This window comes from Kitasatospora sp. NPDC097605 (assembly GCF_040302725.1).
GTDB lineage: Bacteria > Actinomycetota > Actinomycetes > Streptomycetales > Streptomycetaceae > Kitasatospora.
Map to the genome: position 1 here is coordinate 239029 of NZ_JBEOSF010000006.1, position 16617 is coordinate 255645.

A 16617-nucleotide genomic window follows, 5' to 3' on the forward strand; every position below is an offset into this window, starting at 1 on the left:
GGGTCCTTTCACCAGTGGCGGCCGACGGGCAGCCGGTCGAGTTCGGGGCTGGAGAGGTGGTGCACGCGGTACCGGGTGCCGGGCGCGGCGTCCGGGGCGGCGCCGCGCCAGAGGGCGAAGCGCAGCAGTTCCCAGCGGGCCGGGTCGACGGCGACGGCGGCGGTGTGCAGGTCGGGGTGGTCGGGCAGCGCGGCGAGGGCGTCCTCGACGGCCTCGGCGGGGTCGGCGCCCTCCGGGAGGCGTTCGGCCTGCCGGGTGGCGGCGGTGGGGCGGTCGGCGGTGGGGTCACCTGCGGCAGGGTCGTCGGCGGCGGGGCCGCGACGCAGTCCCGCGCCGAGCCAGTGCCGCACGGCGGGGCGGCCGAAGTCGGCGCTGACGCCGCGGAAGCCGGGCCCCCAGAGGAAGGCGTTCATGCCCTCGGCGGTGCGCCAGAGGTAGAACGGCGCGTACTCGTTGACGGGCGAGCCGTCGAGGCCGCGTTCGCGGACCAGGTAGGCCTTGAGACCGAGGCCGGGGTGGTCGTCGAGCAGGTGGCCCCGGGTGGCGATCCGCCGGTGGATGATGCCCATGTCGTAGTCGGCGGGCAGGGTGATCTCGTACTGCATGGCGTGCACGGCGGGCTCCGTAAGGGGTCGGGCCGGCGGCTCAGCCGGTGCGGTGGGCGGCGAGCAGGGCGAGCGCGCCGCGTACGGCCCGCTCGAACGGTTCGGCGCTGCCGGCGGCGCGGGCGAGCACGTAGCCGCCCTGCACCACGGCGACCACGGCGGCGGCGAGGTCGGCGGGCTCGGCGCCCGGCCGCAGGTCGCCGGCCGCCCGCCCCTCGGCGATCACCTCGGCGATCCGGCCGCGCAGCCAGTCGAAGGTCTCCTCGACGGGCGCGCGCAGCCGGGGGTCGGCCACCACCTCGGGATCCTGGGCCATCCGGCCGATCCGGCAGCCGCGCAGCACGTCGCGCTCGCGCCGCAGGTAGGCGGCGACCCGGTCGTACGCGGTGCCGGGGCCGGCGAGGTCGGCCGCGGCGACGGCGCGCATCTGCTCGGCGCTGCGGCGCAGGGCGGCGGCGGCGAGGTCGGGCTTGCCGTCGAAGTGGTGGTACATGCTGCCCTGGCCGACGCCCGCCCGCTGCTGGATGGCCTTGGGGCTGGTGCCGACGTAGCCGCGTTCCCAGAGGAGTTCCTGGGTGCTCTCGATGAGGCGGTCCTGGGTTGCCATGCCGGTCACTGTACCTACTGGTACAGTCGAATGTACATACCAGTAGGTACAGAATCGGGCGACGGCCCGGGAAGCCACGGGCCGTGGGCCGCCCCCCGGCGGTCCACGGCCCCGTGTGATCGTCGTCCCCACCCGCCCCGCGCGGCACTCCTCGCCGGACGGTGGCGCGGATCACCCCGGGGCGGGTGCGGCCTGGCAGGATGGCACGCATGACCTACCTCGCCGCGGATGACCGCTACGCCTCGATGACCTACCGCCGGGCCGGCCGCAGTGGCGTGCTGCTCCCCGCCGTCTCGCTGGGCCTGTGGCACAACTTCGGTGACGCCCAGCCGCTCGACGTCCAGCGTGCGGTGCTGCGCCGCGCCTTCGACCGGGGTGTCACCCACTTCGACCTCGCCAACAACTACGGCCCGCCGTACGGCAGCGCGGAGCGCAACTTCGGCTACCTCTTCGCGCAGGACTTCCGCCCGTACCGCGACGAGCTGTTCATCGCCTCCAAGGCCGGCTACGACATGTGGCCCGGCCCGTACGGCGAGGGCGGCAGCCGCAAGTACCTGCTGGCCAGCCTGGACCAGTCGCTGGGCCGGATGGGCCTGGACTACGTGGATGTCTTCTACTCGCACCGCTACGACCCGCACACCCCGCTCGAGGAGACCATGGGCGCGCTGGCCTCGGCGGTCCGGGCGGGCAAGGCGCTGTACGCGGGCATCTCCAACTACCCGGCGCAGCAGCACCGGGAGGCGGTGGCGATCCTGCGCGAGCTGGGCACGCCGGTCCTGATGAACCAGTGCGCGTACTCCGTCCTCAACCGCTACGTCGAGGACGAGGGCGTGCTGGACGCCGTCGCCGACACCGGGACCAGCCTGATCGCCTACTCGCCGCTGGCGCAGGGCCTGTTGACCGACCGCTACCTGTCGGGGCAGGTGCCGGCCGGGTCGCGGATGTCGATCGGCAAGTTCCTGCGCGAGGAGGCGCTGACCGAGGCGAAGCTGGAGCAGCTGCGGGCGCTCGACAAGGTGGCGCAGCGGCGCGGGCAGAGCCTGGCGCAGCTGGCGCTGAGCTGGGTGCTGCGGGACCAGCGGGTGGTGTCGGTGATCATCGGCGCCAGCAGCGTGGCACAGCTGGACCAGAACCTCGACGCGCTGGCGGGCGGTCCGCTGACGGACGAGGAGCTGGCCGAGATCGACTCGCTGAGCCGCTGACCTCACGGACGCTCCGGGCCCGCCGGGCACAGTGAACGGGGGACGGCGCGCCACGGTGCCCGGCCGGTCCATGCGTGACCGGCCGGGCACTGCGCTCGTTGGACCGCCCGTACGGGACCGTCCGTACGCGTCCTTCGAGATCTCGGGAGCCCGCCGTGCGGACGTACCTCCTCCGAGCCGTGGCCCGCTTCGCCCGGCAGCTGGCGCTGACCTCGCCGCTGCCGTTCCCCGTCCTGCCCGGGGCGGCGCTGCCGTCGGGCATCCTGGGCGGAGCCCTGCCCGGCTCCCTGCCCGGCGCCCTGCCCGGCGTCCCGTCAGGCGTTCTCGCCGGTGCTCTGCCGCCGGTGGACGCCCAGCGCCGGTAGCACCGTCTCGGCGACCCGGTGGGCCTCCTCCAGCAGCGGGTTGCCGGAGAGGATGAAGGTGTCCACGCCGAGCGACTCGAACTCCTGGAGCCGCTCGATCACCTGGGCCGTCGAGCCGACCACGGCGGTCCCCGGGCCGGGGCGGAACAGGCTCATCCCGGGCCAGAGGTTCGGGTGGACCTCCAACTCCCGCGCCCGGGCCGGGACCTTGCCGCCGTGCTGGCGGAACTGCCGCTGCCAGCCGACCCCGTCCTCCCCGCGCGCCCCGCCGAGCTGACGGGCGTACGTCGCCTCGCTGGTGACGTCGAGCAACCGGTCGGCGGCGGCCCAGGCCTCGTCCTCGGTGTCGCGGACGATCAGGTGCAGCCGCAGGCCGATCCGCAGGCTGCGGCCGTGCGCGGCGGCGCGCTCGCGCACCAGGTCCAACTTCTCCTTCAGCTGCTGCGGCGGCTCGCCCCAGGTGAGGTAGACGTCCACGTGCTGGGCGGCCATCTCGATGCCGGCCGCGGAACTGCCGCCGAACCAGAGCGGGATGCCGCCCGGCTGGACCGGGGCGAGGTCGCGCAGGCTCGCACCGGCGTTCCGCAGGTCGTAGAACTCGCCCTTGTGGTCGAAGACCTCACCGGCGGTGAGACGCTTGACGACCGACCAGTACTCGGCGCTGAGGCGGTAGCGGTCGTCGTGCTCGACGTGCAGCCCGTACTCGCGCAGCTGCTCGGTGGAGCCGTTGACCACGTTGAAGCGCAGCCGGCCGCCGTGCAGGTGGTCGAAGCTGAGCGCCATCTTCGCCAGCAGGGTGGGCGAGATCAGCCCGGGGTGGACGGCCAGCAACGGCTTGAACGCCGGGGTGGTGGCGGCGGCGAGGGCGTTGCCGAGGTCCCACACGTCGTAGAGGTCGGTCGCCAGCAGCGCGCCGGTGTAGCCCAGGCGCTCGACGCTGCCGGCGAGTTGCTGGAGGTAGCGGAGGTCGACGGGGCGGCGGCCGGCCGGCTCCCAGGGGTAGTGGCCCTCGCGCGGGATGATGTACCAGAGGACTTCGGAGGCCATGGGTCAGACCGCCTCGGCGGCCGTGCCGTGTCCGGCTGCGCCGCTTCCGGCGTCTGCGACGGCGGCGGCGTCTGCGGCGGCGTCTGCGGTGACCGCGGCGGCCACCGGCGCCTCCAGCGCGGGCAGGTGGGCGTCGGCGACGGTCACCGCGCGGTCGATGAAGCCGACCCGGTGGAAGATGTCGGCCGCCTCCTGCTGCTCGGCGACGAACCCGGCGCTCGCCGGCTCCAGCCGCCACGGCAGCCCGGCCAGCGCCGTCCGCCAGTCCTCGGCGCTGCCGCCGAGCTCCTCGGCCGCGATCGCGGCGGCCTCCGGCAGGTGCCCGGCCACCCAGGCGTCCGCGCGGCGCAGGGCGGTGGCGATCGCGGCGACCACCTCGGGGCGGTCGGCCGCGAAGGCGCGGCGGGTGAAGAACACCGAGCGGTCGGTGATCACGTCGCCGGTGCGCACCAGCTCGCGGAACTCACCGCTTCGCCGGGCCGCCGCCAGCTCGGCGCCCTGGGCGATCCAGCCGGCGATCGCGCCCTCGCGCAGCCGCTGCGCCTGGTCCTCGCCGGCGGCCGGGCGGACGGCGGTGACGTCGGTGGCGTAGGAAAGCCCCTCGGCGTGCAGGGCCTTGGCGAGCAGGTGGGTCTGCCAGGAGCCGATGGCGAGGACGACGGTGCCGCCCTTGAGGTCGGCGACCGTCCGCACCGGGCCGTCGGCGCGCACCAGCAGCGCGCCGTGGTCGGGGCGGGGCGCGGAGACCGCCGCGTAGACGAGGTCGTGGCCGGCGGCCTGGGCGGTGAGCGGCGGGGTGGAGCCGGTACCGCCGAAGTCGATGGTGCCGTCGGCGAGCAGCTCGCCGGTGCGGGTGCCGTCACGGTAGTGGTGGAACGCGCCGGTCTCGCCGACCTTGGCCAACTCGTCGTCCAGGTAGTCGAGTCGGGAGAGGTAGTAGAGCGAGGGGTTGCTGGCGTGGACGCCGAGGGTGATGGCCAAGGGGATCAACTCCTGTGGTGCGAGCGGGGGGTCTGAGGGGGGTCGGGGGATCTGAGGGGTCTGGGGGTCGGGGTCTGAGGGGGGCGGGGCGTCGGGGTTCAGTGGACGCCGAGGTCGGCGAGCAGGCGGCGGCGCAGTTCGGCGAAGGCGGGGTCGGCCGGGTCGCGCGGGCGCTCGACGGTGACGCGTTCGTCGCGCACCAGCCCGCCGTCGCGGAGGACGGCGACCCGGTCGGCGAGCCGCACGGCCTCGTCCACGTCGTGGGTGACCAGCAGGACGGCCGGCCGGTGGCGGCGGACCAGGTCCCCCACGAGGTCCTGCATGCGCAACCGGGTGAGCGCGTCCAGTGCGGCGAACGGCTCGTCCAGCAGGAGCAGTTGGGGTTCGCGGACAAGCGCCCGGGCGAGTGCGGCGCGCTGCGCCTCGCCACCGGAGAGGGTGGCCGGCCAGGCGTCCGCGTGCCGGTCGAGGCCGACCTCGGCGAGTGCCTTGAGCCCGGTCTCCCGGGTGGCGGCGCCACGCGGCAGGCCGACGGTGACGTTGGCGAGCACCCGCTTCGAGGGGACCAGCCGCGGCTCCTGGAAGACCACCGTGCGCACCGGCGGCACCAGGACGGTGCCGGCGTCGGCCCGGTCGAGGGCGCCGAGGATGCGCAGCAGGGTGGTCTTGCCGGTGCCGCTGGCGCCGAGCAGGGCGACGAACTCGCCGCGGTCGATGGAGAGGTCGACGCCGTCGAGGACGGCCCGGGTGCCGAACACCCGGCGCAGGCCGCGCAGATGGACGGCGGGTGCGGCTTCGGCGGTGGTGGGTGCGGTGCTCATCGGGCACCTCCCTGGACGGCCTTGCGCCAGGGCATCAGGACGCGCTCCAGGAGGCGGACGACGCCGTCGGCGGTGAGTCCCAGCAGTCCGTAGATCAGGATGCAGACGGCGAGGATGTCGGTGCGGGAGTAGTTCTGGGCCTGGGCCATCAAGTAGCCGATGCCTTCGGTGGAGTTGATCTCCTCGGCGGCGATCAGCGCGATCACGCTGAGCGTCATGGACAGCCGCAGTCCGGACAGCAGCGCCGGCAGGGCGCCGGGCAGGACGACGGTGCGCACGATCGCCCAGCGGCCGAGGCCGAAACTGCGCATGGCCTCGATGAGTTTGCGGTCGGTGTTCCGGACGCCGCCGGAGGTCGACACGTACATCGGGAAGCTGGTGGCGACGCCGATCAGCGCGACCTTGGCGGTCTCGGTGATGCCGAACCAGACCATGAACAGCGGGACGAGCGCGAGGAAGGGGACGGTGCGCAGCACCTGGACGGCGGAGTCGAGCAGTTCCTCGCCGAGACGGAAGAAGCCGGTCACCACGCCGAGTACCAGACCCGTGGTGGCGCCGATCAGCAGGCCGAGGCCGGCCCGGGTGAGCGAGACGGTGAGGGCGTCGGCGAGTTGGCCGTTGCCCCACAGTTCGCCGACCGCCTCGGCGACCTGGGCGGGCGAGGCCAGCACGTCCTGGGTGAGCGCGCCGGTGGCGGAGGCGAGGGCCCAGCCGCCGAGCAGGGCCAGCGGGCCGAGGGTGCGCAGGGTGAGGGCGAGGGCCCGGGGGCGCGGGGCCTGGAGGCGGGTGCGGGGCTCGACCAGGCCGGCCGCGCGGGCGGCGGCGGTGCCGGGGTCGGCGTCCAGCCCGGTGGCGGCGGGTGCGGCGGACGCCGCGGGCGGTGCTGCGGGCGGTGCTGCGGGCGATGTGCTCAACGGGTCGGTGGTGGTGGTCACTTGGCACCGGCCCCGAGCTTGTCGACGTCGATCAGATAGGGCTTGACGTCGACCAGCTGCTTGGTGACCTTCTGGTCGGCGAAGAACGCGGCAACGGTGCCGAACCGGGTGACATCGGCCTCGCCGATGGCTCCGGCGGCGGAGCCCTGGCGGGCGACCTCGATCGCGACGCCCTTCTCGGCGGGGGTGACGGCGGTGGGCCCGGAGTCGGTGAAGACGTTCAGGTAGGCGGCCGGGTCGGCCTTCTCCTTGAGGCCGTTCTCGCGCAGGTAGTCGTAGAAGGCCTTGACCACTTCGGGGTGCTTGTCGGCGAAGCCGTTGCGGACGGCCCAGACGGCGTAGTTGTCGGAGCCGACCTGCTGGCCATTGACCAGGAAGTGGGCGCCGGAGTTGGCGATCGACGGGGTGGAGAAGGTGTTCCAGGTGGCCCAGGCGTCGACCTGGCCGGAGTTGAAGACGCCCGCGGTCTGGTCGGCGCGCAGGTAGACGCGCTCGACCTTGTCCGCCGGGACGCCGTTCTTCTCCAGCGCCTTGAGCAGGAGGTACTCGCTGGTGCCGCCCTGGCTGACGGCGACCTTGCGGCCGACGAGGTCCTGCACGCTCCTGATCGGCGAGTCGTTCTTCACCAGGATGCCCTCGCCGACGCCGTCGGGGGCGGTCTGGGCGAACAGCTTGAAGCCGGGCTTCTGGGCGAGCGCGGCGACGGCGGAGGTGATCGATCCCTGGGCGACATCGAGTTGGTCGGCGGAGAGCGCCTGGGCGGCGGGGGCGAACGGGCCGGCGCTGCCGGTCCAGGAGACCTTGGCGTGGACGGCGGCCAGCGCCCGGTCCAGCGAGCCGTCCTTCTTCCCGAGGGCGAGGAAGCCGTTGTTGCCGGGGTCGGGCACCCGGAGCACCACCTCGGCCTTGCCACCGGCGGCGGAGGCCTTCGCCCCGTCGGCGGAGGAGCCGCAGGCGGCCAGGGCGGTGGTGGCGAGCAGTGCGGTGGCGGCGAGGGCGAGGCGGGAGGGATTCACGGGGTCGACTCCTGAGGACGGATGACGGGGGCGGCGGGCCGGGGCGAGGCGGAGGGGGCGGCGGTCGGGGGTTGGGTGTCCGGGGTCCGGGGTCCGGGGGTGACAATTGACAGCTGACAGATTTCAGCTGACAGATAACAGATGATGAAATCTGTCAGCTGTCATCTGTTATCCGTCACTTGTCAGCTGTCAGCCGCCGTGCGTCCGCCCTTCGGCGCGGCGGGCGGCGAGGAGGGTGCGGGCGGCGCGGAGGGGGTCGGGGTCGGTCCAGGCCTGGACGTCCACCGGGCCGGCCAGGAATCCGTGCCGCTCAAGGAAACGCTTCTGCTGCTCCAGGAGGGCGAGGCGCTCCTCGGAGAGATCGAGGTGCAGGGTGCGGTGGCCGCCCCGCGCGTACGCGCCGGCGACGCCCTCCTCCCCCGCCCCGGTCTCGGCGCTCAGGATGCGCGCGACCTCCGACGGACGCTCCGCCGCCCAGTCGGCGGCCTCCAGCAGGACGGCGAGGAAGCGGGCCACCAGGTCCGGGTGCTCGTCCAGCAGCCGCTGGTGGACGGTGATCGGCCGGGGCGTCCCGTTGTTCACCCGGGCCCGGCGATCCGGCACCGCGTCCAGCTCGACGGCGACCTCCGCACCGATCCGGCGGGCCGCCTCGACGGCGAGCGCGCCCTTCACATAGACCGCGTCCACGGAGCCGTCGCGCAGCGCCGCGAGTTCCGCGGCCCACTGCCCGCCGTCCGGCGCGGCCGGCACGTCCACCAACTCGACGTCGTCCAGGGTGAGTCCGGCGAGCGAGAGCGCCCCGTGCAGGCCGGCGAGGGCCATCGCCCGCCAGAAGTCGATCGCGATCCCATGTCGTGGGACGGCGAGCCTGCGGCCGCGCAGCTGCGCGGCGCCGGTGATGCCGCTGCCGGCCCGGACCAGGACGACCTGGCGCTCCTCGATCCAGGTGAGCCCGATCAGCCTGGTCCGCTCGCCACGCGAACGGGCCCAGAGCGCCGGCACGTTGCCGCCCTCGCGGAACAGCCCGGTCAGGGCGTGGGTGTAGTGGTGGTCGGCGGCCACCTCCGGCGGCACGTCCTGGAGCGAGCGGACGGCGATGCCGTCGGCGGCGAACTCCCGGCCGAGCCAGCCCTGGTCGGCCGCGATGCCGGTCGCGGTGGGGACCGGGCAGCGGGTGAACCAGAGGGTGTCGGGCACGTCGGGGCCGGACGCGGTCGGCGCGGCGGCGGTGGGGCTGTCGTGGCTGGGCACGGTGGGCTGGTCCTCTGCGGCAGGGTGCGCGGACGCGGCGGGGCGCGGCACGGCACGGGTCACCAGGTGTGACGGGGCGGGGAGTTCGTAGGGTGGTCGGCGCGGACGGGGGCGGCGCGTCAGCGACAACAGGCGCAGGGGGAGGGGCACCGGCGGTTCATCACGGCGCTGCTCCTTCCCGCGGTCGGCGGCGCGGTGGACGGCTCTCGTCCGGTGCGCTGCGTCGAGCGTTCCACGACCGGCGGGCACCGGACAAGGGTTTGCCACATCATGGGATCGGTTGTTCATGAACGGCATCCTTTTGCAACGCCGTTGACACATTCCCGCAGCACGCGCTGCCATAGTCTGGGAGCGACTCCGGTGAACCGGCCGGAGCCAAGGACAGAACGAGAGGTGCCATGGCCGAGGCCGTCACCGCCGTCCAGAGCCCGCCGGCCGGCGCCCAGGCCGTCCAGCGGGCCCTCGGGTTGTTGCACTGCTTCCACGACAACGGCCCCGATCTGAGCGCCTCGGACCTGGCCCGCCGGATGGGTTTGTCGGTCTCCACGGCGCACCGGCTGGCCCGCACCCTGGTCAGCGCCGGATTCCTGGAGCAGGACGAGCAGACGGCCCGCTACCGGCTCGGCCCGGCCGTCGCCGAGCTCGGCCAACTCACCTTCCACCAGCGGGGTCTGCACCTGGCCGCGCCGGAACTCGACCTGCTGTCACGCCGCACCGGCGCCGCCGCCGACCTGGCGATCCGCAGCGGCCCGCACGCGGTGATCCTGGTCGGCGCCTCCGTCCGGCCGGACACCGGGCTGGGCCTGCGCCGCCCGCTGCACTCCACGGCGCTCGGCAAGGTACTGCTGGCCTGGCCGCGCCCGGGCGACACGGGGGTCTCGACGCTGGGCCCGCTGCCCCCGTTCACCGACCGGACCATCACCGAACCGGAGCTCCTGGACGAGGAGTTGGCGAAGGTCCGGACGGCCGGCTACGCGCTCAACGACGGCGAGTCGGCGGCCGGCGTGCGGACGGTGGCCGTGCCGGTGCTCGACGGCGCCGGGCAGGCCCGCTTCGCCCTGGCCGTCCGCTCGACGCCCGCCCACCTCACCGACGGGCGGCTGGACTGGTTCCTCGGCCACGCGCGGTCGTGCGCCGGCGCGCTCGCCGTCCTGCTGCTGCCGCCGGACCAGCGAATATGACGATGCGTCAATGAAGCTCCACGGGCCGGGCGTTCAGGGGGAACGCCCGGCCCCGGATACGAGGGATCAGGCGACCGGGGTGTACTTGTAGCCCACCCGGCGGACCGTCACGATGCTGTCCCGGTAGGCCACGCCGAGCTTGCGGCGCAGCCGGGCCACGTGGACGTCCACGGTGCGGCCGTCGCCGACGTGGCCGTAGCCCCAGACGGCGGAGACCAGGTGGTCGCGGGTGTGCACCCGCTGGGGGTGCTCGGTCAGGTGGGCGAGCAGCTCGAACTCCAGGTAGGTGAGGTCGAGCAGCCGCCCGTCCACGTAGGCGTTGCGGCGCTCCACGTCGACCGTGATGCCCCGGCCGGCGGGCCGCACCGGACGGACCGGGATCCCGGCGGCGGGCGCGGCGGCCACGGACGGGGCGTTGACGGACGGGGCGTTGACGGGCTGGGCAGCGGCGGACAGCCCGGAGGTGAAGGGCGCCGGGCCGAAGGGCGCGGCACCGGACGGGCCGGCGGCGGGGGCCGGGGCCGGCGCCGGGGCACCGATCGACGCGACCGGGAAGCCGGTCGGCGCGGCGCCGCCCTCGGTCGGGACGAGCACCAGGTAGCCGACCATCGACTGCCCCGCCGAGGCGCCGAACTGCGCCCCGTACTGGGCGAGCAGGGCCTGCGGCAGCGAGCCCTGCGGCAGCGCGGCGACCACCGCCGCGCCCTCCGGCAGCGCCGCGAGCAGCGCCTGCGGAGGGAGCGACGGCACGACCGGGGCCGGGCCGGGCGCCACCGGGGACACCGACGGGACCGCCGCGCCGGGCGGGACGGGCCCGCCGTGCCGGCGTTCGGGGTTCGGGGAGACGGAGCGGACCGCGCGCAGGTGCGGGGTCGCGGAGGGGAGGGAGAGGGTGGCGGTGGAGGTGGTGGACATGATGCCGCTCATTTCGCGCGTGACGGACGGGGTGGAGTCGTCTGCGCGTCGACCGGGCGTACTGCCGAGGACTGACCCGGGGTCAGCGGAGGGAGTGCCGGGACGCGCTGGGCGAACCCGGACACGTCTGGTCGAACAGGTGCGGCTGCCGGGACGTCCAGAACGGCTCGAGGTCGACGCGCCGACCTCTTCCTCCGTCCGCGGCGTGGTTCCCGCGCCGATCCGACCGGGTGGACCCCGCGCGCGGCCGCGTCGTCCCGACCGCCCCGGCCGTCCCCGCCGCGACGCGGGCGGCGGCGCTGACGGTGGCGGTGGTGACGGCGGACGGGTGGCGGGTGGTGCTGACGAGGTTCACTGGTGCTCTCCGCGAAGCGGGCAGGGACGACGGCGGCCCACCGGACGGCTGTCCGGTGCTGCCGGGTCGACGGTGCGAGGGGTCGCCGCGTTCCGCGGGGCCCGGTCGGACGATCCGGACGGGCCGGGCCGGCCGGGAGGGTTCCCCGGGCGGTGGGCGGCGGCGACGGTGAGGTGGTCGGCGAAGGGTGACGACGTCAGCGACAGCAGGCGCTGCAGATGAGCGCGTGGTCGATGTACCGCCGGACGGTCAGCGCCGGGGTGACCGGGACGGGACGGTCCGAAGAGGCGGACGCGGCCGGGGCGTGTCGCTGCTCGGCGTTCACGGTGCGGCCCTCCCCCCTCTGGTCCCGGTGCGCCGGCACGTTCCTGTGCCGTGCTGCGGCGCGCGTGCCGGACGCACTCGGTGTGTGGCACGTCGGAGGCATCCCGGCGACGGGCCGGGCGGCCTCCGTCCACAGAGCCTTCCACGCCGGGCCGGTCAAGGCAACCTGCCGGACGCCGACCGTCCGGCATGTGAACACCGAAATGAGACGCTGACGCGTCGCCACCCACCGTGGCGGGGACGGACGGCGCCGGCCGGGCCGGGCTCAGGCCGTGGCCGGCGCGCTCCCGCGGCGGGCCGCCGCGTGTTCGACCAGCGCCACCAGCAGCTCCTTGCCGTCCTCGCGCAGGCGAGCGTCGCAGAGCACCACCGGGATCCCCGGGTCCAGGTCGAGCGCGTCCCTGACCTCCTCGGGGGCGAAGACCTCACTGCCCTCGAAGCAGTTCACGGCCACCAGGAACGGGATGCCGCGCTGCTCGAAGAAGTCCACCGAGGGGAAGCAGTCCGCCAGCCGCCGGGTGTCGGCCAGCACCACCGCGCCGAGCGCGCCCCGGGCCAGCTCGTCCCAGACGAACCAGAACCGGTCCTGGCCGGGCGTGCCGAACAGGTAGAGGGCGAGCCCGGGCCGCAGGTCGATCCGGCCGAAGTCCATCGCCACCGTGGTGGTGCGCTTGGCCTCCACGCCGGCGGTGTCGTCCACCGGCCGGCCCAGCTCGCTGAGCTCCTCCTCGGTGCGCAGCGGGCGGATCTCGCTGACCGAGCCGACCAGGGTGGTCTTGCCGGCGCCGAACCCGCCGGCGACCAGGATCTTCACCGCGACCGCCGGGCCGCCCCGCCAGCGCGGGTCGTTGGCCCGGTCGTGGCCGGACGGCGCCGGGACGGACGGCGCGTGGGTGGACGGCACCGGGGCGGCGGCGGTCGCGGGCAGGTCAGAGCGCACGGAGTCCATTGATCACGTCTCGCAGCAGGCGCTCGTCCGGCAGCTCGGCGAGCGGAACGGGTCGGGTGACGCTGATCAGGTCGGCGTCGTAGAGATCGCCGAGCAGGACGCGCACGACGCTGACCGGCAGGTCGGTGAAGGAGCCGAGCTCGGCCACGGAGATCGGCTCCCGGCGGCACCAGGCCAGGATGGTCTGGTGCTCCGGGTCGAGCACGTGCGCGGGCACGGCGCCCGTGGCCGGCGCGGGGTCCTTGGCGGTGATCAGCGAGATCAGGTCGAACAGGCCGTCCTCGACCGGCCGGGTGCGGCCGCGGGTCATCGAGTACAGCCGCACCACCGGGCCGGCGTCGTCGTCGAACCAGCGGTCGTCGACCGGGGTCCGCGCCTGGAACAGGTCGAGCCCGGGCTCGTTCCCGTCCGGGCCCTGCGGCCCCCGGTCCTCCGGTCGCGGGGCGCCCGCTCCCGGGCCGTCCGCTCCCGGATCCGGGGGCACCGACGCCGGCTCCTCGTCCGCCATCGGACCGCTCATCTCCCGGGCGGGGCCACGTCGGCGCGCGGCTCGGCGGCCAGGTGCTCGCCGACCCGCTTGACCAGCAGGGCCATCTCGTAGGCGATCTGGCCGATGTCGGCCTCGGCCTCGCTCAGCACCGCCAGGCAGCTGCCGTCGCCGGCCGCGGTGATGAAGAGGAAGGCCTCGTCCAGCTCGACCATGGTCTGGCGCACGCCGCCGACCTTGAAGTGCCCGCCGGCGCCCTTCGCCAGGCTGTGGAAGCCGGCGGCGACGGCGGCCAGGTGCTCGGCGTCCTCCCGGTCGAGGTCGCGGGAGGCTCCGGTGGCCAGGCCGTCGCTGGAGAGGATCACCGCGTGCCGCAGCGCGGCGACGCGTCCGACCAGGTCGTCCAGGAGCCAGTTGAGGTCTCCGGGCGACTGCGTCGAGGTGGTCATGAATCTGTTCCTTCCGCTGGAGCGGGTGGTGCGGGTGGTGCGGGTGGTGCTGGTGATGCCTGTCGTGCTCGTGGGGCCGGTGGTGCTTGCGGTGCGGCTCGAACGGATCGAGCGGGTCGTACCGGTGGTGCGGGTGGTGCGGTGCCTTCGGACGGCCCGTCGGACAACGGACCGGCGGGTGCGCCGGGTTCCGCCGTGGCGCGCGGAGCGCGGACGAACCTGGTCGGCGGCGGGACGGGCGCGCGGCGGGCCAGCGGCGCCGGTTCGCCCCCGGCGGGGCCGGGCAGCGCCGCCGGGGCGGGCGCCGGACTGATCGCGCGGCGCCCCGGGTCCGGCGGCTGCCAGCCGGGCGCGGGCCTGACCACGGGCGACGGCGCGGACGCCGGCGCGGACGACGACTGGGGGGCGGGCGGAGCACCGGTGGCGCCCCGGCCTCGGGTGAAGCCGCGCTGGAACGAGGCGAAGGCGGCCCGGGCCTCCTCGGGCGAACGCTCGCGCGCCGCGTCGGCGCCGCCGTCCGGACGGCCGTCGGCCGGGGTGGCGGCAGCGGCCTCCGCCGCCCGCTCGCGCAGCTGCGGGGCGAGGCTCGCCTGCCGGACGCGGCGGGGCAGGCCCCCCGTCGGGGCACCGTCACGCGGGGCACCGTCACGCGGGGCACCGTCACGCGGCGGGGCGGCGTCCACCGGCCCCGTGGCCGCGGCGTCCGCCACGGCGGCCACGCTCTGGACCTCGACGCCCGGCGCCTCGGCGCCCTCGGCCTCGACGCCCTGGGCCTCGGCACGCCGGTGCCGCCCGGTGCCGGGCCCGGCCGGCTCGCCGGCGGGCGCCGGGACGAGCACCGGCCCGCCGTTACCGCGCGAGCGGCGCGGCAGCCCGCCCGGCGTGCGCGCGGGTTCGGGCGCCGAGGGGCGCGGCCCCCCGCTGATCCGGTGCCGCCCGCCCGCACCGCCCGAAACCCCCGCGCCGCCCGCGCCGTCGCTTCCGCCGGCACCGTTCGCCGCCGCGTCCGCGCCGAGCGCCGGCACCGCGACGAGGTCGCGGCGACCCGCCGCCGCCCGCCGCCCCCCGGCCGCGACACCCGTGCCCACGCCCGTGCCCGTACCCGAGGCCACGCCCGCCGACGGCGGCGGCTCCGGCAGCCCGTCCGGCGCCTCCGCCAGCAGTTCGCGCGGTATCAGCACCACCGCCGTGGTCCCGCCGTACGGCGAGGGCCGCAGGTGCACCCGGATGCCGTGCCGCCGGGCCAGCCGGCTGACCACGAACAGCCCGAGCCGGTCGGTGTCCGCGAGGTCGAACTCCTGCTCCACGGCGAGGCGTTCGTTGATCCCGGCAAGGGCCTGCTCGCTCAGCCCGAGCCCCCGGTCGTCGATCTCCAGCGCGAAGCCGTGCGCGACCACCTCGCCCTGGACGGTGACCTGGGTGGCCGGCGGGGAGTACACCGCCGCGTTCTCGACCAGTTCGGCGACCAGGTGGGTGACGTCCGCGACCGCGCTGCCCAGCAGCCCGGTGCCGGGGAACGGCCGGACGATCACCCGCGCGTAGTCCTCGACCTCGCCGACCGCCGCGCGCACCACGTCCACCATCCGCACCGGCTTGCGCCAGGCCCGGCCCGGCGAGCCGCCGGCCAGGATGATCAGGCCCTCGGCGTGCCGGCGCATACGGGTGGTGAGGTGGTCGACCTTGAAGAGGTCCTCCAGCTCCGCCGGGTCCTCGGTGCGCCGCTCCATGGTGTCGAGCAGGGTCAGCTGGCGGTGCAGCAGCACCTGGCTGCGCCGGGCCAGGTTGACGAAGACCGCGGAGACGCCGCGCCGCAGCTCGGCCTGTTCGACGGCGGCCTCGACGGCGGCCCGCTGCACGGCGTTGATCGCCCGTCCGACCTGGCCGATCTCGGCGGGGCCGAACTCCAGCTCGGGGGCCTCGGCGGCGACGTCCACCGCCTCGCCCTTGCGCAGCCGCAGCATCACCGAGGGCAGCCGGGTGCCGGCCAGCTCGTTGGCGGCGTTGCGCAGGCCGATCAGCTCGCGCACCAGGCCGCGGCCGATCCGGTAGGAGATCAGCACCGAGAGCACCACGGCGACCAGGCCGATCACACCGGCGATGCCGCCGCGCCAGAGCAGGCCGATCGCGTACGAGTGGTCGCGGTCGTCGATGGTGCCCGCCAGCCGGGCGTTGATCGCGGCGAGGTCGCCGAGCGCGTGGTCGGCGGTCTGGCGCCAGTCGTCGCCGTTGATCGCCTGGACCACCCGCTCGGGGCCGCCGGCGCCGACGAAGTCCGCCTCGGCCCGGGCGAGCGTGGCCCAGGCCTCGCCGCCGCGCAGGGCGATGTAGTCGGCCTGGTCGACCGGGTCCAGCTCGGCGATGTAGACGGTGAACAGGGCCTGCTGGTTGTGCAGGGCGTCGAGCGCGACCTGGTACTGCTCGGCGGTGGGCCGGCCGGCCGCGGTGCGCAGGCCCTCCATGGCCGCGTCCTCCTGGGAGAGGTACTCGCGGGCACGCACCAGCTCGGTCAGGATGGTGCCCTGGCGCGGGAGCTGGCCGCTCTGGCGGGCGACGAAGGCGGACCGGAAGCCGAAGGTGGGCTTGACCAGGTCGGTGTACTGGGCGAGCGCGAACTCCCAGTTGAGCGCGGCGCGGCCGACCTGCGCGCGCAGCGGGGGCAGCTGGTCGGCGGCGGCGAGGATCTGCAGCAGGCGGCCGCGCTGGGCCTCGTCGAGCCGGCCGTTCCCGGCGTCCTTCTTCTGCCGCAGCACGGCGAGGTCCCGGTCGGTGACGGCCTGGGCCTGTTCGAGGGCGTCCCGGGCGGCGCGCGAGGCCGGGTCGGCCAGCCGTTTGACGGCGGCCCGGCGCTCGTTCTGCAGGTCGTGCGCGTACTGGTCGACCGGGGTGCCGAACTCCTTGTACGTCCTGCTGAGGTCCAGCCGGCTCCAGACGTCCCCGGCGGTGGTGAGCGTCGCGTACGCCCAGAGGGCGGCGAGGGCGACGATGGGCACCAGGAGCAGCGCGATGATCTTCGCGCGGATCGAGCTGCTGCGCAGACGCATGGAGTCCTCGGTCGGGAAGTGCCAGGCGCGGACGGGGTGCGGGCGGCGGGGTCGGTGGGGGTGTGGATCGGCGCGGACGGGGGCGT

General features: G+C 75.2%; 16 protein-coding genes. 3 read left to right on the forward strand and 13 right to left on the reverse strand.

Translation table 11 applies throughout. The annotated features are described in order from the left end of the window. Positions 1-8 precede the first annotated feature (8 nt). Together ABTX81_RS09935 and ABTX81_RS09940 are read right to left on the reverse strand one after the other, a co-directional pair. The gene (locus tag ABTX81_RS09935) at positions 9-614 is read right to left on the reverse strand and encodes a DUF4865 family protein (RefSeq protein ID WP_350542732.1); all 606 of its coding nucleotides are present in this window, start codon (positions 612-614) and stop codon (positions 9-11) included. Between the two features lie 31 nt (positions 615-645). Continuing rightward, positions 646-1212 (reverse strand): TetR/AcrR family transcriptional regulator, encoded by a 567-nt coding sequence (locus ABTX81_RS09940; protein WP_350542733.1) that lies wholly within the window; start codon positions 1210-1212, stop codon positions 646-648. Between the two features lie 209 nt (positions 1213-1421). On the opposite strand from ABTX81_RS09940, the gene mgrA reads away from it, so the two are divergent. Next, complete coding sequence (gene mgrA, locus ABTX81_RS09945) at positions 1422-2414, forward strand: L-glyceraldehyde 3-phosphate reductase (RefSeq protein WP_350542734.1); 993 nt, start codon at positions 1422-1424, stop codon at positions 2412-2414. Positions 2415-2569: 155 nt separating this feature from the next. Beyond that, positions 2570-2779 (forward strand): hypothetical protein, encoded by a 210-nt coding sequence (locus ABTX81_RS09950; RefSeq protein WP_350542735.1) that lies wholly within the window; start codon positions 2570-2572, stop codon positions 2777-2779. Here the strand turns inward: ABTX81_RS09950 and ABTX81_RS09955 are convergent. The 6 genes from ABTX81_RS09955 to ABTX81_RS09980 all read right to left on the reverse strand — a co-directional run bounded on the left by ABTX81_RS09955 (position 2729) and on the right by ABTX81_RS09980 (position 8830). Further along, on the reverse strand, positions 2729-3826 hold the full coding sequence (locus ABTX81_RS09955; RefSeq protein ID WP_350542736.1) for an LLM class flavin-dependent oxidoreductase: 1098 nt from the start codon (positions 3824-3826) through the stop codon (positions 2729-2731). The genes ABTX81_RS09950 and ABTX81_RS09955 overlap by 51 nt on opposite strands. Before the next feature lie 3 nt (positions 3827-3829). Next, positions 3830-4807, reverse strand: a complete 978-nt coding sequence (locus ABTX81_RS09960; protein ID WP_350542737.1) for an ABC transporter substrate-binding protein — start codon at positions 4805-4807, stop codon at positions 3830-3832. Between the two features lie 98 nt (positions 4808-4905). Next, positions 4906-5628 (reverse strand): ABC transporter ATP-binding protein, encoded by a 723-nt coding sequence (locus ABTX81_RS09965; protein WP_350542738.1) that lies wholly within the window; start codon positions 5626-5628, stop codon positions 4906-4908. After that, the gene (locus ABTX81_RS09970) at positions 5625-6473 is read right to left on the reverse strand and encodes an ABC transporter permease (RefSeq protein WP_502892741.1); all 849 of its coding nucleotides are present in this window, start codon (positions 6471-6473) and stop codon (positions 5625-5627) included. Before ABTX81_RS09970 ends, ABTX81_RS09965 begins: the two co-directional genes overlap by 4 nt. 86 nt (positions 6474-6559) lie before the next feature. Continuing rightward, positions 6560-7579 carry an NrtA/SsuA/CpmA family ABC transporter substrate-binding protein gene (locus ABTX81_RS09975; RefSeq protein WP_350542739.1) on the reverse strand — a complete coding sequence of 340 codons (1020 nt, stop codon included), beginning with the start codon at positions 7577-7579 and terminating at the stop codon, positions 6560-6562. A gap of 189 nt (positions 7580-7768) precedes the next feature. After that, the gene (locus ABTX81_RS09980; protein ID WP_350542740.1) at positions 7769-8830 is read right to left on the reverse strand and encodes an ABC transporter substrate-binding protein; all 1062 of its coding nucleotides are present in this window, start codon (positions 8828-8830) and stop codon (positions 7769-7771) included. A gap of 398 nt (positions 8831-9228) precedes the next feature. Here ABTX81_RS09980 and ABTX81_RS09985 point away from each other — a divergent pair, with 398 nt between their 5' ends. Continuing rightward, a complete protein-coding gene (locus tag ABTX81_RS09985) occupies positions 9229-10011 on the forward strand; it encodes an IclR family transcriptional regulator (protein ID WP_350542741.1) in 783 nt (260 codons plus the stop codon). 66 nt (positions 10012-10077) lie between these two features. On the opposite strand, the gene ABTX81_RS09990 is transcribed toward ABTX81_RS09985, so the two are convergent. The 5 genes from ABTX81_RS09990 to ABTX81_RS10010 form a co-directional block, all read right to left on the reverse strand. Further along, positions 10078-10926: a winged helix-turn-helix domain-containing protein gene (locus ABTX81_RS09990; protein WP_350542742.1), complete on the reverse strand. Its 849-nt coding sequence runs from the start codon at positions 10924-10926 to the stop codon at positions 10078-10080. A gap of 944 nt (positions 10927-11870) precedes the next feature. Then, on the reverse strand, positions 11871-12554 hold the full coding sequence (locus ABTX81_RS09995) for a GTP-binding protein (protein WP_350542743.1): 684 nt from the start codon (positions 12552-12554) through the stop codon (positions 11871-11873). Next, complete coding sequence (locus ABTX81_RS10000) at positions 12535-13062, reverse strand: DUF742 domain-containing protein (protein ID WP_350542744.1); 528 nt, start codon at positions 13060-13062, stop codon at positions 12535-12537. The genes ABTX81_RS09995 and ABTX81_RS10000 overlap by 20 nt, the downstream gene beginning before the upstream one ends. A gap of 8 nt (positions 13063-13070) precedes the next feature. After that, a complete protein-coding gene (locus ABTX81_RS10005) occupies positions 13071-13490 on the reverse strand; it encodes a roadblock/LC7 domain-containing protein (RefSeq protein ID WP_350542745.1) in 420 nt (139 codons plus the stop codon). Continuing rightward, positions 13487-16531 carry a sensor histidine kinase gene (locus ABTX81_RS10010; RefSeq protein ID WP_350542746.1) on the reverse strand — a complete coding sequence of 1015 codons (3045 nt, stop codon included), beginning with the start codon at positions 16529-16531 and terminating at the stop codon, positions 13487-13489. Before ABTX81_RS10010 ends, ABTX81_RS10005 begins: the two co-directional genes overlap by 4 nt. Between the last annotated feature and the right edge of the window lie 86 nt (positions 16532-16617).

What these genes read in the sequence shown, in the direction of transcription:
- ABTX81_RS09940 (WP_350542733.1), bottom strand. Translation starts at nt 1,212, where the DNA reads ATGGCAACCCAGGACCGCCTCATCGAGAGCACCCAGGAACTCCTCTGG.
- mgrA (WP_350542734.1), top strand. Translation starts at nt 1,422, where the DNA reads ATGACCTACCTCGCCGCGGATGACCGCTACGCCTCGATGACCTACCGC.
- ABTX81_RS09955 (WP_350542736.1), bottom strand. Translation starts at nt 3,826, where the DNA reads ATGGCCTCCGAAGTCCTCTGGTACATCATCCCGCGCGAGGGCCACTAC.
- ABTX81_RS09965 (WP_350542738.1), bottom strand. Translation starts at nt 5,628, where the DNA reads ATGAGCACCGCACCCACCACCGCCGAAGCCGCACCCGCCGTCCATCTG.
- ABTX81_RS09985 (WP_350542741.1), top strand. Translation starts at nt 9,229, where the DNA reads ATGGCCGAGGCCGTCACCGCCGTCCAGAGCCCGCCGGCCGGCGCCCAG.
- ABTX81_RS09990 (WP_350542742.1), bottom strand. Translation starts at nt 10,926, where the DNA reads ATGTCCACCACCTCCACCGCCACCCTCTCCCTCCCCTCCGCGACCCCG.
- ABTX81_RS09995 (WP_350542743.1), bottom strand. Translation starts at nt 12,554, where the DNA reads ATGGACTCCGTGCGCTCTGACCTGCCCGCGACCGCCGCCGCCCCGGTG.
- ABTX81_RS10000 (WP_350542744.1), bottom strand. Translation starts at nt 13,062, where the DNA reads ATGGCGGACGAGGAGCCGGCGTCGGTGCCCCCGGATCCGGGAGCGGAC.
- ABTX81_RS10005 (WP_350542745.1), bottom strand. Translation starts at nt 13,490, where the DNA reads ATGACCACCTCGACGCAGTCGCCCGGAGACCTCAACTGGCTCCTGGAC.
- ABTX81_RS10010 (WP_350542746.1), bottom strand. Translation starts at nt 16,531, where the DNA reads ATGCGTCTGCGCAGCAGCTCGATCCGCGCGAAGATCATCGCGCTGCTC.